Origin of the sequence: Marinobacter excellens LAMA 842, from assembly GCF_001574445.1 — a bacterium.
Taxonomy (GTDB): domain Bacteria; phylum Pseudomonadota; class Gammaproteobacteria; order Pseudomonadales; family Oleiphilaceae; genus Marinobacter; species Marinobacter shengliensis.
Genome location: NZ_LOCO01000037.1, coordinates 1 through 15,571 on the forward strand (window position 1 = coordinate 1; position 15,571 = coordinate 15,571).

Annotated in this window: 12 protein-coding genes, 1 tRNA gene and 1 pseudogene; all 14 read left to right on the forward strand. The window is 55.5% G+C overall.

Features of this window, described 5'->3' with window-relative positions; genetic code table 11:
* Nucleotides 1–101, forward strand: a pseudogene (locus J122_RS21370) (elongation factor Tu); the annotation flags it as partial.
* 44 nt (nucleotides 102–145) lie between these two features.
* Nucleotides 146–221: transfer RNA gene (locus J122_RS19355), tRNA-Trp, on the forward strand.
* Between the two features lie 33 nt (nucleotides 222–254).
* Nucleotides 255–623, forward strand: a complete 369-nt coding sequence (gene secE / locus J122_RS19360) for a preprotein translocase subunit SecE (protein WP_058092383.1) — start codon at nucleotides 255–257, stop codon at nucleotides 621–623.
* 12 nt (nucleotides 624–635) lie between these two features.
* A complete protein-coding gene (gene nusG / locus J122_RS19365) occupies nucleotides 636–1,169 on the forward strand; it encodes a transcription termination/antitermination protein NusG (RefSeq protein WP_058092381.1) in 534 nt (177 codons plus the stop codon).
* Between the two features lie 119 nt (nucleotides 1,170–1,288).
* On the forward strand, nucleotides 1,289–1,720 hold the full coding sequence (rplK, locus tag J122_RS19370; RefSeq protein ID WP_058092380.1) for a 50S ribosomal protein L11: 432 nt from the start codon (nucleotides 1,289–1,291) through the stop codon (nucleotides 1,718–1,720).
* Nucleotide 1,721: 1 nt separating this feature from the next.
* Nucleotides 1,722–2,420, forward strand: a complete 699-nt coding sequence (gene rplA, locus J122_RS19375; protein ID WP_058092379.1) for a 50S ribosomal protein L1 — start codon at nucleotides 1,722–1,724, stop codon at nucleotides 2,418–2,420.
* A 212-nt stretch (nucleotides 2,421–2,632) separates the two neighbouring features.
* Nucleotides 2,633–3,163, forward strand: coding sequence for a 50S ribosomal protein L10 (rplJ, locus tag J122_RS19380; protein ID WP_061333835.1), 531 nt, complete (start codon nucleotides 2,633–2,635; stop codon nucleotides 3,161–3,163).
* Between the two features lie 39 nt (nucleotides 3,164–3,202).
* The gene (rplL, locus tag J122_RS19385; RefSeq protein WP_061333837.1) at nucleotides 3,203–3,577 is read left to right on the forward strand and encodes a 50S ribosomal protein L7/L12; all 375 of its coding nucleotides are present in this window, start codon (nucleotides 3,203–3,205) and stop codon (nucleotides 3,575–3,577) included.
* Nucleotides 3,578–3,819: 242 nt separating this feature from the next.
* A complete protein-coding gene (rpoB, locus tag J122_RS19390) occupies nucleotides 3,820–7,896 on the forward strand; it encodes a DNA-directed RNA polymerase subunit beta (RefSeq protein ID WP_061333843.1) in 4,077 nt (1,358 codons plus the stop codon).
* A 76-nt stretch (nucleotides 7,897–7,972) separates the two neighbouring features.
* Nucleotides 7,973–12,187 carry a DNA-directed RNA polymerase subunit beta' gene (gene rpoC, locus J122_RS19395; RefSeq protein ID WP_061333839.1) on the forward strand — a complete coding sequence of 1,405 codons (4,215 nt, stop codon included), beginning with the start codon at nucleotides 7,973–7,975 and terminating at the stop codon, nucleotides 12,185–12,187.
* 165 nt (nucleotides 12,188–12,352) lie between these two features.
* On the forward strand, nucleotides 12,353–12,727 hold the full coding sequence (gene rpsL, locus J122_RS19400) for a 30S ribosomal protein S12 (protein WP_012139854.1): 375 nt from the start codon (nucleotides 12,353–12,355) through the stop codon (nucleotides 12,725–12,727).
* Nucleotides 12,728–12,840: 113 nt separating this feature from the next.
* Nucleotides 12,841–13,311 (forward strand): 30S ribosomal protein S7, encoded by a 471-nt coding sequence (gene rpsG, locus J122_RS19405; RefSeq protein ID WP_011784243.1) that lies wholly within the window; start codon nucleotides 12,841–12,843, stop codon nucleotides 13,309–13,311.
* Between the two features lie 18 nt (nucleotides 13,312–13,329).
* Nucleotides 13,330–15,435: an elongation factor G gene (gene fusA, locus J122_RS19410; RefSeq protein WP_061333841.1), complete on the forward strand. Its 2,106-nt coding sequence runs from the start codon at nucleotides 13,330–13,332 to the stop codon at nucleotides 15,433–15,435.
* Nucleotides 15,436–15,470: 35 nt separating this feature from the next.
* A partial coding sequence (locus J122_RS21375; protein WP_227510308.1) for a GTP-binding protein occupies nucleotides 15,471–15,571 on the forward strand: 101 nt, incomplete at its 3' end.

Consider the following 15,571-nt stretch of genomic DNA (forward strand, 5'->3'; position numbering starts at 1 on the left):
CCCTGATCGCTCCGATCGCCATGGAAGATGGTCTGCGCTTCGCGATTCGCGAAGGCGGCCGTACCGTTGGTGCCGGCGTGGTCTCCAAGATCATCGAGTAACCTTCGGGTTACTCGTTGTTTGTTGCGCTGAGTTGTTTCGGTGCAGGCCAGTAGCTCAATTGGCAGAGCAGCGGTCTCCAAAACCGCAGGTTGGGGGTTCGATTCCCTCCTGGCCTGCCATTTTTCAACATCCGGATACATAAGTTGATTCCTATGGAGTCAAAAGCCGTTCAGTCAGCCGGCCGTTTCGATACCGTGAAATGGCTGGTTGTTTTCGTTTTGATTGCCGTCGGCGTTGTCGGTAATCAGTACTTCAGTGCCGAGTCCGTGCTATATCGGGTTCTGGCTCTTGTTGCGCTAGGCTTGGTTGCTGCGTTTGTGGCGTTGCAAACCGAGCGGGGGCGGCGTTTTGCCGCCCTGTTAAAAGAAGCGCGTGTCGAGATCCGGAAAGTCGTCTGGCCGACCAGGCCAGAGTTGATTCAGACCACCATCATTGTGGTTGTGTTTGTTCTGGTAGTGGCGCTTATTTTGTGGGGCATGGATTCGCTGATCAGTTGGCTGGTCGCCGGATTTATCGGTTAACGGGAGTGGGCAATGGCTAAGCGCTGGTACGTCGTTCATGCGTATTCTGGCTTTGAGAAGCATGTAATGCGCACTCTTAAAGAGCGTGTGGCGCTCGAGCAGATGGAAGATAAGTTCGGCGAAATCCTGGTTCCGACTGAAGAAGTGGTCGAAATGCGGGACGGGAAGAAGCGCAAGAGTGAGCGCAAGTTTTATCCCGGCTACGTACTGGTCCAGATGGAAATGGACGATGCCTCGTGGCATCTTGTCAAGAATACACCTCGGGTACTGGGCTTTATCGGCGGCACCAAAGACAAGCCGGCTCCGATTACTGAGCGCGAGGCTGAGGCTATTCTGCGTCGGGTTGAAAGTGGTGCAGACAAGCCCAAGCCCAAGACGCTGTTCGAGCCAGGTGAAATTGTTCGCGTTGTTGAAGGTCCGTTTGCAGACTTCAACGGTGTGGTAGAAGAAGTCGACTACGAGAAGAGTCGAGTGAAGGTTGCCGTTCTTATCTTTGGCCGTTCTACTCCGGTTGAGCTGGAGTTCGGGCAGGTCGAAAAAGACTGATGGCGGCTTTTAAAATTGAAAGCTCGCGCGCTACGGCGACGCGGGCTTTTTGTGTCTGCTTAAAGCAGTTGTGAAAAACCGGGGAGCCGAAAGGCGTTCGAACCCACAGGAGATCTATCATGGCAAAGAAGATTGAAGCCTATATCAAGCTTCAGGTTGCTGCCGGTCAGGCCAACCCGAGTCCCCCCGTTGGTCCTGCGCTGGGTCAGCGTGGTGTTAACATCATGGAATTCTGTAAGGCGTTCAACGCCAAGACACAGGGCATGGAGCCTGGTCTGCCAATTCCGACCGTTATCACCGTTTACAGTGATCGCAGCTTCACATTCATCACCAAGACCCCGCCTGCGCCGGTCCTGCTGAAGAAGGCCGCTGGCATTAAGAGTGGCTCTGGTCGTCCGAACACTGACAAAGTGGGTACGGTTACCCGTGCTCAGCTGGAAGAAATCGCCAAGACCAAAGAGCCGGACATGACTGCTGCCGATATGGAAGCAGCCGTTCGCACCATCGCTGGTACTGCCCGCAGCATGGGCCTGAACGTGGAGGGTCTGTAAGATGGCTAAGCTGAGCAAGCGTCAAAAGCTGATTCGTGAAAAAGTAGACTCCACCCGCGCCTACTCTGTAGACGAAGCGGTTGCGCTGCTGGCCGAACTGGGTCAGAACGTGAAGTTCAAAGAGTCTGTAGACGTAGCGGTTAACCTGGGTGTTGATGCACGTAAATCCGACCAGGTTGTGCGTAGCAGCACTGTTCTGCCTCACGGTACCGGTAAATCCGTGCGTGTGGCTGTGTTCACCCAGGGTGCCAATGCCGAGAAAGCGACCGCGGCCGGTGCCGACATCGTAGGCATGGACGACCTGGCTGATGAAGTCAAAAAAGGCAACATGGACTTCGACGTGGTTATCGCCACTCCGGATGCCATGCGTGTTGTTGGTCAACTGGGCCAGATCCTCGGTCCCCGTGGCCTGATGCCGAACCCGAAGGTTGGCACCGTAACCGCTGATGTTGAGACAGCGGTTAAGAATGCCAAAGCTGGTCAGGTTCGTTACCGTACTGACAAAAACGGCATTATCCACGCTCCGCTGGGTAACGTTGAGTTCTCTGCCCAGAACATCAAGGAAAATCTTGAAGCTCTGGTGGCAGACCTGAAAAAGGCCAAGCCTGCATCGTCCAAGGGTGTGTATCTGAAAAAGATCACCATCTCTTCTACGATGGGTCCTGGTCTGACTATTGATCAGGGTACTCTGAGTCTCTGATTGGTAGTTACTTTGTAGTCTGGGCGGAAGCCAAGGCTGTCAAAGACCGCAGGCCCCCGAAGCCCTTGGTAACAAGGGCTGCAAGGGTTAAAGCAACGCCTGCGCAGACGGTGTGAAGACGTTCTCTCTGAACCCAAACACCGTTAGGCGTCCTCGTTGAGGACAATGATGGGTTTGCCGGCATAACGCTGGCGAAATCGAGGAGAAATCCAGTGGCAATTAGACTCGAAGACAAGAAGGCGATCGTCGCTGAAGTCAACGAGACTGCTGGAGCTGCTCTGTCTGTGGTTTTGGCTGACTACCGTGGTGTCACCTCTGGTGACATGACTGCCCTTCGTGCCAAAGCTCGTGCCGAGAATGTTCGTCTGAAGGTTGTTCGTAACAACCTGGCGAAGATTGCTATCAAAGGTACTGAGTTTGAGTGCATCGATCCGGCGCTGGTTGGCCCGACCATTCTGGCTTTCTCTATGGAAGATCCGGGTGCCGCTGCGCGCTTGCTGAAGGATTTTGCCAAAGAGAAAGAGGCGTTTGAGATCAAGGGTCTGGCTGTCGGCGGTGAGCTGATGGGCGCAGAACAGATCGATCGCCTGGCCACGCTGCCGACGCTGCACGAAGCGTTGACCAAGCTGGCTATTGTTACACAGGCACCAGTTACCAAGCTTGCACGTACCCTGAACGATATTCCGGGCAGGATCACACGTGTTGTAGCTGCAGTCCGCGACCAGAAGCAAGACGCTGCTTGATTCTGTTGAACACCATTTTTTACATTTTCGGAGAAAGTCATGGCTCTGTCTAAAGACGATATTTTGAATGCAATTGCTGAAATGAGCGTAATGGAAGTTGTTGAGCTCGTTGAAGCTATGGAAGAGAAGTTCAATGTTTCTGCTGCCGCTGCTGTTGCCGCTGCACCTGCTGCTGCCGCTGGTGGCGAAGCTGCTGAAGAGCAGACCGAGTTCGACGTAGTTCTGACTGGCGCTGGCGAGAAGAAAGTCAACGTCATCAAGGCCGTTCGTGAGCTGACTGGTCTGGGTCTGAAAGAAGCCAAGGAAATGGTTGACGGCGCTCCTTCTACTGTTAAGGAAGGCGCTAGCAAGGACGAGGCTGAAGAAGCCAAGAAGAAGCTTGAGGAAGCAGGCGCTTCTGTTGAGCTCAAGTAATAGTCGGCTGTTGATCGACACCGTGCGTTAAGCATGGATGGGCTGGTGGCTCTGTGCCACCGGCCTTTTTCTGTTGTATATGCTATAGAGTCTGGTGTGCTTTTACGGGTTAATGTCAGATCTATAACCTACAGCCAGAGTCTTGTTCAAGACGGCGCGATAAGCCGAGCAATTCGGCCCCGAAGCAGAACATTTGATTGCTTCTTGATACCAGGTATCAGGTCTAAAGCTGGGGAATGCAGATGACTTACTCCTACACTGAGAAAAAGCGGATTCGCAAAGATTTTAGTAAATTGCCTTCCGTGATGGACGTCCCCTATTTGCTGTCTATTCAGCTGGATTCGTTCCGGGACTTCCTGCAAATGGAAGCCGCTCCTGAAGACCGCCGGGAAACCGGTCTTCACGCAGCGTTCAAATCCGTATTCCCGATTGTCAGTTACTCTGGCAACGCCGCGCTCGAGTATGTGAGCTATCGAATCGGCGAGCCAGTGTTCGACGTCAAGGAATGTCAGCTCAGGGGCGTTACTTACGCCGCGCCGCTGCGGGTGAAAGTCCGCTTGATCATTTATGACAAGGAATCGTCCAACAAGGCGATCAAGGACATCAAAGAGCAAGAAGTCTACATGGGCGAGATGCCCCTGATGACTGAAAACGGTACCTTCGTGGTCAACGGTACCGAGCGTGTTATTGTTTCCCAGCTGCACCGTTCGCCTGGCGTCTTCTTTGATCACGACAAAGGCAAGACTCACTCCTCCGGCAAGCTGTTGTATTCGGCCCGAGTGATTCCTTACCGTGGTTCCTGGCTTGACTTCGAATTCGATCCGAAGGACTCCGTGTTCGTTCGTATCGACCGTCGTCGTAAGCTGCCTGCGTCGATCCTCCTGCGCGCTCTGGGTTACACCTCTGAGCAGATGCTCGACATGTTCTTCGAAACCAGTAAGTTTGCTCTGGGTGAAGAAGTCTGCAAGCTTGAGTTGGTGCCCAGCCGGCTGCGTGGTGACATTGCGACCTTTGACATCAAAGACAAGGAAGGCAACGTCATTGCTGAAGAAGGCCGCCGTATTACGGCGCGTCACATCAAGCAGTTGGAAAAGGCCGGCATTACCGAGCTGGAAGTTCCCACTGAATACCTGTATGGCCGTGTTCTTGCCAAGGACATGATCGATCAGTCTACCGGCGAAGTGCTGGTGGAATGTAACACCGAGCTGACCGAAGAAGTCATCACCAAGATTCTCGGCGCTGGTGTTAAGGATATTGAAACTCTTTACACCAACGATCTGGATTGTGGTCCGTTCATGTCTGATACCCTGCGTATCGACCCGACCCGAACTCCGTTGGAAGCGTTGGTTGAAATCTACCGGATGATGCGCCCGGGCGAGCCGCCCACCAAGGAATCCGCGGAGAACCTGTTCAACAACCTGTTCTTCTCTGAGGAGCGCTACGACCTGTCCGGCGTTGGCCGGATGAAGCTCAACCGTCGCCTTGGTCGTGACGAGAGCACCGGTGAGGGCACGCTGACCCACGACGATATCATCGACGTGCTGAAAACCCTGATTGCCATTCGTAATGGCCAGGGCCAGGTAGATGATATCGACAACCTGGGCAACCGTCGGGTTCGCTGTGTTGGCGAGATGGCTGAAAACCAGTTCCGGGTAGGCCTGGTACGGGTTGAGCGCGCGGTTCGAGAGCGTCTGAGTCTGGCTGAAAGCGAAGGCCTGATGCCGCAGGACCTGATCAACGCCAAGCCTGTTGCGGCCGCAGTCAAGGAGTTCTTTGGTTCCAGCCAGCTGTCGCAGTTTATGGACCAGAACAATCCGCTGTCTGAGGTAACTCACAAGCGTCGTATCTCCGCGTTGGGTCCGGGCGGTCTGACCCGTGAGCGTGCCGGCTTTGAGGTTCGGGACGTTCACCCGACCCATTACGGCCGTGTGTGTCCTATCGAGACTCCGGAAGGCCCGAACATCGGTCTGATCAACTCGCTGGCAACCTATGCCCGTGCCAACTCCTACGGCTTCCTGGAAAGTCCGTACCGTAGAGTCGTCGACGGCGTGGTGACCGATGAGCTGGTGTACCTGTCTGCGATTGAAGAGAGCAACTATGTGATCGCTCAGGCTAGTGCTGCTACCGATGATGGCAAGCGCCTGACCGACGAGCTGGTTACCGTGCGTCACCAGAACGAATTTACCGTCGCTCCGCCGGAAGCGGTTAACTTCATGGACGTATCTCCGCGCCAGGTTGTATCGGTGGCGGCGTCTCTGATCCCGTTCCTCGAGCACGACGATGCTAACCGGGCCCTGATGGGTGCGAACATGCAGCGTCAGGCGGTTCCGACGCTGAAATCACAGGTTCCGCTGGTCGGCACCGGTGTAGAACGCACCGTTGCCCAGGATTCCGGCGTGTGCGTAACCGCCCGTCGTGGCGGTGTGATTGAAAGCGTGGATGCTGCCCGTATTGTGGTGCGGGTAAACAACGAAGAAACCGAGGCCGGTGATGCAGGTGTGGATATCTACAACCTCACCAAGTACACCCGCTCTAACCAGAACACCTGTATCAACCAGCGCTCCATCGTGCGTCAGGGCGATGTGATTGCCCGCGGCGACGTGCTGGCAGATGGTCCCTCTGTGGATCTGGGTGAGCTGGCGCTGGGCCAGAACATGCGCATCGCGTTCATGCCCTGGAACGGTTACAACTTCGAGGACTCCATCCTGATCTCCGAAAAGGTGGTTCAGGAAGACCGGCTGACCACGATCCACATTCAGGAACTGACCTGTGTGGCCCGTGACACCAAGCTGGGTAGTGAAGAAATCACTGCGGATATTCCGAACGTTGGTGAAAGCGCGCTGTCCAAGCTGGATGAGTCCGGTATTGTCTACATCGGTGCGGAAGTTGGCCCGGGCGACATTCTGGTGGGTAAGGTCACGCCGAAAGGTGAGACCCAGCTGACACCGGAAGAGAAGCTGCTGCGTGCGATCTTTGGTGAAAAGGCCTCTGACGTTAAAGATACCTCTCAGCGCGTTCCGACCGGCACCCGCGGAACGGTTATTGATGTTCAGGTATTCACCCGTGACGGTATCGAAAAAGATGCCCGCGCTCAGTCCATCGAGAAAGAGCAGCTCGATCAGTACCGTAAGGATCTGAAAGACGAGTACCGCATTGTCGAAGGCGCTACCTATGAGCGTCTGACTGCAGCACTCAACGGCCAGGAAGTGATCAGTGGCCCGGGTCTGAAGAAGGGCGCCAAGCTTGATGAAGCCTATCTGGCCGATCTGCCGCGTCCGGACTGGTTCAAGCTGCGCATGAAAGACGAAGCTCTGAACGAACTTCTGGAGAAATCCGAGCAGGGTCTGGAAGATCGCAAGAAAGAGCACGAAGCCCGCTTCGACGACAAGAAAGGCAAGCTGCAGCAGGGCGATGACCTTGCTCCGGGTGTGCTGAAAATCGTCAAGGTTTACCTGGCCATCAAGCGTCGCATCCAGCCGGGTGACAAGATGGCCGGTCGTCACGGTAACAAGGGTGTTATCTCCGCGGTAATGCCGATTGAGGATATGCCTTACGACGAAAACGGCACCACCGTTGATATCGTGCTCAACCCGCTGGGTGTTCCTTCGCGGATGAACGTTGGTCAGGTTCTGGAAACCCACCTGGGCGCAGCCGCCAAGGGGCTGGGTGAAAAGATCAGCCGGATGCTGGAAGAGCAGCGTAAAGTGGCTGAACTGCGCAAGCTGTTGGATGAGATCTACAACCACTCAGATGAAGTGACCAAGGTTGATCTCGACAGCTTGAGCGACAAGGAAATCCTGGAGCTGTGCGGTAACCTGCGCGACGGTGTCCCGATGGCAACGCCGGTCTTTGACGGTGCCAAGGAAGCCGAGGTCAAGCGTATGCTTGAGCTGGCCGACATGGATACCAGTGGTCAGGTCAAGCTGTACGACGGCCGCACCGGTGATGCATTTGACCGTCCGGTGACTGTGGGCTACATGTACATGCTCAAGCTCAACCACTTGATCGATGACAAGATGCACGCTCGTTCCACCGGCTCCTACAGCCTGGTGACCCAGCAGCCGCTGGGTGGTAAGGCTCAGTTCGGTGGTCAGCGTTTCGGTGAGATGGAAGTCTGGGCTCTGGAGGCATACGGTGCCGCCTATACCCTGCAGGAAATGCTTACCGTCAAGTCTGATGACGTCAACGGTCGGACCAAGATGTACAAGAACATTGTCGATGGTGATCATCGTATGGAGCCGGGCATGCCCGAATCCTTCAACGTTCTCGTCAAGGAAATCCGCTCGTTGGGTATCGACATCGAGCTGGAATCCGAGTGAGCCGAATTGTTTTTGGCAGCGTGAGCGGGCACCTCGTGTGCCCGCCCGAGATTAACGCCATCCGGAGCTTTTACTGATGAAAGATTTGCTGAATCTTCTCAAGAGCCAGAATCAGAGCAAGGAATTCGACGCCATCCGTATCGGACTGGCTTCGCCTGACATGATTCGTTCCTGGTCTTTTGGCGAAGTAAAAAAGCCTGAGACCATTAACTACCGTACCTTCAAGCCGGAGCGTGACGGTCTTTTCTGTGCCAAGATTTTCGGCCCGATCAAAGACTACGAGTGCTTGTGCGGAAAATACAAGCGTCTGAAGCATCGCGGCGTTATCTGTGAAAAGTGCGGTGTTGAAGTCGCACTGGCCAGCGTGCGCCGTGAGCGTATGGGCCATATCGAGCTGGCCAGCCCGGTCGCTCACATCTGGTTCCTGAAGTCATTGCCGTCCCGTATTGGCCTGATGCTGGACATGACCCTGCGCGATATCGAACGGGTTCTGTACTTTGAATCCTTCATCGTTATCGATCCGGGTATGACCACCCTGGAGAAGGGCCAGTTGCTGAATGACGAGCAGTACTATGAGGCCCTGGAAGAATTCGGTGACGAGTTCGACGCCCGTATGGGTGCCGAGGCCATCAAAGAGTTGCTCGAAGCTATCGATCTGCAGGCGGAAGTTGACGCCCTGCGGGAAGAGATCCCCCAGACCAACTCCGAGACCAAGATCAAGAAATTCAGCAAGCGCCTGAAAATTCTTGAGGCGTTCCTGTACTCCGGTAACAAGCCGGGCGACATGGTGATGACCGTTCTGCCGGTTCTGCCGCCCGATCTGCGCCCGCTGGTCCCCCTGGACGGTGGCCGTTTTGCCACTTCCGACCTGAACGATCTGTACCGTCGGGTCATTAACCGGAACAACCGTCTCAAGCGCCTGCTGGAGCTGAACGCTCCGGATATCATCGTGCGCAACGAGAAGCGTATGCTGCAGGAAGCGGTTGACGCCCTGCTGGATAACGGTCGTCGTGGTCGGGCCATCACCGGCACCAACAAGCGCCCGCTGAAGTCCCTGGCTGACATGATCAAGGGTAAGCAGGGTCGTTTCCGTCAGAACCTGCTGGGTAAGCGAGTCGACTACTCTGGCCGTTCCGTGATCGTGGTGGGTCCGTACCTGCGCCTGCACCAGTGCGGTCTGCCCAAGAAGATGGCCCTGGAGCTGTTCAAGCCGTTCATTTTCTCCAAGCTTGAGCACCGTGGCCTGGCGACCACCATCAAGGCCGCCAAGAAAATGGTCGAGCGCGAGGAAGGCGTGGTCTGGGATATCCTGGACGAAGTCATCCGCGAGCACCCGATCCTGCTGAACCGTGCGCCCACCCTACACCGTCTGGGCATCCAGGCGTTCGAGCCGGTTCTGATCGAAGGTAAAGCGATCCAGCTGCACCCGCTGGTGTGTGCGGCTTACAACGCCGACTTCGACGGTGACCAGATGGCGGTACACGTACCGCTGACCCTGGAAGCCCAGCTTGAAGCCCGTGCGTTGATGATGTCCACCAACAACGTGCTGTCTCCAGCGAACGGTGAGCCGATCATCGTACCGTCTCAGGATGTGGTATTGGGTCTGTATTACATGACCCGCGAGCGCCACGCTGCCCTGGGTGAAGGCATGGTGTTTGCTGATGTCAAAGAAGCCCATCGTGCCTATGGTGCCGGCAAGGTTGACCTGCAGGCGAAGGTCAAGGTGCGGGTTAAGGAAGTGGCCTACGCCGAAGATGGCAGCAAGTCCGAAGCCTACCGTGTGGTTGATACCACCGTTGGCCGTGCTTTGTTGTTTGATATCGTTCCTGACGGCTTGCCGTTCGAGATCGTCAACCGTCCTATGGTCAAGAAGGCGATTTCCAACCTGATCAACACCTGTTATCGGGACGCCGGCCTGAAAGATACGGTCATCTTTGCTGACCAACTGATGTACATGGGTTACCACTATGCAACCCGTTCCGGTATCTCTATCGGCTTCAACGACTTCGAGATTCCGCCGGAGAAGTATGAGCTGGTTGATGCGGCGTCTGACGAAGTAAAAGACATCGAGAACCAGTACGCATCCGGTCTGCTGACCCAGGGTGAGAAGTACAACAAGGTGATCGATATCTGGTCCCGCGCCAACGATAAAGTGTCCAAGGCGATGATGGAGCGTCTGTCCAAAGAGCAGGTTATTGGTCCTGACGGCCAGCCTGTGAAGGGTGAAGACGGCGAAGACCTGATGCAGGAATCCTTCAACTCCGTCTACATGATGGCCGATTCCGGTGCGCGGGGTTCCGCTGCCCAGATTCGTCAGTTGTCCGGTATGCGTGGTCTGATGGCCAAGCCGGATGGCTCCATCATCGAAACGCCGATTACCGCGAACTTCCGTGAAGGTCTGAACGTACTCCAGTACTTCATCTCCACCCACGGTGCTCGTAAAGGTCTGGCGGATACTGCACTGAAGACCGCGAACTCCGGTTACCTGACCCGTCGTCTGGTTGACGTGTCCCAGGACCTGGTGGTGACCGAGGAAGACTGCGGTACCGATGAAGGTCTGCTGATGACGCCGCACATTGAAGGTGGCGACGTTGTTGTGCCGCTGGGTGATCGTGTTCTGGGGCGTGTGACAGCCCGTGACGTATTCACCCCAACCGACAAGGACAACGCTGTTGTTCCGGCCGGCACTTTGCTGGACGAGAAAACCGTCGAGATGGTCGAGCGCGCCGGTGTGGATGAGATCTGGGTTCGCTCTGCGATTACCTGTGAGACTCGTCACGGCATCTGCTCCAAGTGTTACGGCCGCGATCTTGCCCGTGGTCACCGTGTTAACGTGGGTGAGGCCGTCGGTGTTATCGCTGCCCAATCCATCGGTGAGCCAGGCACCCAGCTGACCATGCGGACCTTCCACATTGGTGGTGCGGCCAGCCGGGCCTCCGCCGTGGATAACATTCAGGTCAAGCACGGCGGCACGGTACGTCTGCACAACCTGAAGTCCATCGAGAAGACCGATGGCTCCCTGGTTGTGGTGTCCCGTTCTTCGGCCCTGGCGATTGCCGACGAGCAGGGTCGTGAGCGCGAGTGGTACAAGCTGCCCTACGGTGCCGTTCTGTCTGTGAAGAACGGTGACGTGGTTGAGGCCGGCGTTGTAGTTGCCAAGTGGGATCCGCACACGCATCCGATCATCGCCGAAGCGAAAGGCACGGCCAAGTTTGTCAACATGGAAGAGGGCATTACTGTCCGTACCCAGGCTGACGAGCTGACCGGTCTGTCCACCATGGAAGTGATTGACCCGAAAGAGCGTCCTGCTGCTGGTAAGGACATTCGTCCGGCTATCCAGCTGATTGACGATGCGGGTGAAGAAGTAGAACTGCCAGGCGGTGGTACCGCGATCTTCTTCCTACCGGCTAACGCGCTGGTGACCATGGCTAATGGCGCGAAGATCGAGCTGGGTGACGTAGTTGCCCGTATTCCGCAGGAAAGCTCGAAGACCCGGGACATCACCGGTGGTCTGCCGCGGGTTGCCGACCTGTTCGAGGCTCGTCGCCCGAAAGAGTCTGCCATCCTGGCGGAAATCAGTGGTGTGGTGTCTTTCGGTAAAGAGACCAAAGGCAAGAAGCGCCTGGTCATCACGCCGAAAGATGACGATGCCTACGAGGTTCTGATTCCGAAGCATCGCCAGCTCAACGTTTTCGAAGGTGAAACGGTTGAGAAGGGTGAGGTGATTTCCGACGGTCCGTCCAACCCGCACGACATCTTGCGTCTGCTGGGTGTGGTCGAGCTGGCCAAGTACATCACCAACGAAATCCAGGACGTGTACCGCCTGCAGGGCGTTGTCATCAACGATAAACACATCGAGGTTATCGTTCGGCAGATGCTGCGCAAGGTGGAAATTACCGATCCGGGTGATACCACCCTGCTGTCTGGCGACCAGGTGGAAATCACTCAGGTGCTGGAAGAGAACGAAAAGGCGAATCGGGCGGACAAAGAGCCAGCCAGGTTCGAGCGTCTGCTGCTTGGTATTACCAAGGCATCGCTGGCCACCGAATCGTTCATTTCTGCGGCTTCGTTCCAGGAAACCACCCGGGTCCTCACCGAAGGTGCGGTGACCGGTAAGCGTGACTTCCTGCGTGGCCTGAAAGAAAACGTTGTGGTTGGCCGGTTGATTCCGGCGGGTACTGGTCTGGCTTACCACAGCGAACGTCGTCGCAAGCGTGACCTGGAAGAGCAGGGCGTGACCGCGGCAGATGTTGAAGAAGCTCTGAGCGCGGAGCTCAACCGAGAAGGTTGATTGCCGGCGTGCCATTCTCGGGGTAGTTACTTATCCCGAGGGTGGTTAAAAAGAGAACAGTCATCTTGACTGAGTCGGGGCGCAGGCTTACACTTGCGTCCCTTAAATTTTACCCCCTGCACAGGGGGTAAGTTTCATTGGTATGGTTTTTTGGAGTTTGCTTACATGGCAACGATTAATCAGTTGGTGCGTAAGCCTCGTAAGCGCAAGGTAGCCAAGAGCGATGTTCCTGCTCTCCAGGCTTGTCCTCAGCGCCGTGGTGTGTGCACTCGTGTGTACACCACAACGCCGAAGAAGCCGAACTCAGCACTTCGTAAAGTGTGCCGTGTTCGTCTGACCAACGGCTTCGAGGTTTCCTCTTACATTGGTGGTGAAGGTCACAACCTTCAGGAGCACAGTGTTGTGCTGATCCGTGGCGGTCGAGTAAAAGACCTTCCGGGTGTGCGCTATCACACTGTTCGCGGTACTTTGGATACCCAAGGTGTTCAGAACCGTAAGCAGGGCCGCTCCAAGTACGGTGCAAAACGACCCAAGTCCTGATGTCCCGAGCGGGTGTCTTTTATCGTTGCTTGTAAGAACGGTAAGAGTAAGGCTGAGTAGCATTTGGCTATCTCAGGGGTTCCTGAAGACCTTTTAGATATAAGGGCTTATCGATGCCTAGAAGAAGAGTTGCAGCAAAGCGGGAAATCATTCCCGATCCTAAATTCGGCAGTGCACGTCTTGCCAAGTTCATCAACCATGTGATGGAAAGCGGTAAGAAGTCGGTTGCAGAGCGCATTGTTTACGGTGCTCTGGATATCGTTGCCGAGAAATCTAAAGAAGAGCCGATCGAAATGTTCGAGAAGGCCCTGGAGAACATCCAGCCGATGGTTGAGGTTAAGTCCCGTCGTGTGGGTGGTGCTACTTACCAGGTGCCGGTAGAAGTTCGGCCTTCCCGTCAGAACGCGTTGGCGATGCGCTGGCTCGTTGAATATTCCCGGAAGCGCGGTGAGAAGAGCATGGCGCAGCGTCTGGCTGGCGAAATTCTTGATGCGGCCGATAGCAAGGGTGCCGCAGTGAAGAAGCGCGAAGACGTGCATCGCATGGCAGAAGCCAACAAGGCATTCTCTCACTTCCGTTTCTAACAAGCCGAGGTTTATATCGTGGCACGCAAGACTCCTATCAAACGTTACAGAAACATTGGTATCTGTGCGCACGTGGATGCGGGCAAGACTACTACCACCGAGCGTATTCTTTATTACACCGGTCGTAGTCACAAGATGGGTGAGACCCATGACGGCGCTTCCACTACAGACTGGATGGAGCAGGAGCAGGAGCGTGGTATCACCATCACGTCTGCCGCTGTTACAACCTTCTGGCAGGGTATGGACAAGCAGTATCCCGAGCACCGTATCAACATCATCGACACCCCGGGGCACGTTGACTTCACCATCGAAGTAGAGCGTTCCCTGCGTGTTCTTGATGGTGCCGTGGTTGTGTTCTGTGGTTCCTCAGGTGTTGAGCCGCAGTCCGAGACTGTATGGCGCCAAGCCAACAAGTATGAAGTTCCCCGCATGGTTTTCGTCAACAAAATGGACCGTGCAGGCGCCAACTTCATGCGCGTTGTTGAGCAGATTCGTAACCGTCTGGGTGCTATCACTGTGCCCATCCAGCTGCCGATCGGCGCCGAAGACGATTTCGAGGGTATCGTGGATCTGCTTCGCATGAAGGCAATCTACTGGAACGAAGCTGATCAGGGTATGACCTACGAGCTTCGCGATATTCCTGAGTCCATGGTTGCTGAGGCCGAGAAAGCGCGCGAGCAGATGATCGAAGCCGCCGCTGAAGCCAACGAAGAGTTCATGGAGAAATACCTCGAAGGCGAAGAGCTGACCTACGAAGAAATCAAGCAGGGTCTGCGTACTCGTACCATCGCCAACGAAATCGTTCTGGCTACCTGTGGTTCTGCGTTCAAGAACAAGGGCGTGCAGGCGGTGCTGGATGCGGTCATCGAATTCCTGCCGGCCCCGGATGAGGTTAAAGCCATCCGCGGTGAGGTGGATGACGAGGGTACCGAGGAAACCCGTCCGGTTGACGACGATGCTCCGTTCGCCGCTCTGGCGTTCAAGATCGCTACCGACCCGTTCGTGGGTACGCTGACGTTCTTCCGGGTTTACTCCGGTAAGCTTGAGTCCGGTAACGCGGTATTCAACTCCGTGAAGGGCAAGAAAGAGCGTGTGGGCCGTATGGTTCAGATGCACGCCAACGACCGTGAAGAGATCAAAGAAGTTCTGGCGGGCGACATCGCGGCTGCGATCGGCCTGAAGAACGTGACCACGGGTGACACCCTGTGTGATGAGAACAACAGAATTGTTCTTGAGCGCATGGAGTTCCCGGAGCCGGTTATCTCCGTTGCGGTTGAGCCGAAGTCGAAAGCCGACCAGGAAAAGATGGGTGTTGCTCTGGGTAAGCTGGCCCAGGAAGATCCGTCATTCCGTGTTCGCACCGACGAAGAGTCCGGCCAGACCATCATCTCCGGTATGGGTGAGCTTCACCTGGATATCATCGTTGACCGTATGCGTCGCGAGTTCAAGGTAGAAGCAAATATCGGTAAGCCGCAGGTTGCTTACCGTGAGTGCATCCGCAAGCCGGTTGACGTTGAAGGTAAGTTCGTTCGTCAGTCTGGTGGTCGCGGTCAGTACGGTCACGTAAAAGTGAAGTTGGAGCCGCTGCCTCTGGATGATGAAGATGCTGAAAACTTCATCTTCGTAAACGAGATCGTTGGTGGTGTGGTTCCCAAGGAATACATCCCGGCGGTTCAGCAGGGTATCGAAGAGCAGATGCAGAACGGCTGTCTGGCCGGCTATCCGCTGCTGGGTATCAAGGCGACGCTGTACGATGGTTCCTACCACGACGTTGACTCCAACGAGATGGCGTTCAAAATCGCTGGTTCCATGGCGATGAAGAAAGGCGCCCTCGAAGCGAATCCTGCCCTTCTTGAGCCGATCATGAAGGTTGAGGTTGTTACCCCTGAAGATTACATGGGTGACGTTGTTGGCGACCTGAACCGTCGTCGCGGCCTTGTGCAGGGTATGGATGAAGGCCCTGCGGGCAAGGTCATCCGTGCTGAAGTTCCGTTGTCGGAGATGTTCGGTTACGCCACCGACCTGCGTTCTGCAACACAGGGTCGGGCGTCTTATGCGATGGAGTTCTCCCGCTATATGGAAGCTCCTTCGAACATTGCCGAAGCGATCATTAAAAAGGGTTGATCCCCAGGACTTAAGAAACAGGAAGAGGTGTAACCGTGTCTAAAGCAAAGTTTGAGCGTAACAAGCCGCACGTAAACGTGGGCACCATTGGTCACGTTGACCATGGTAAGACCACTCTGACAGCCGCCCTGACTCG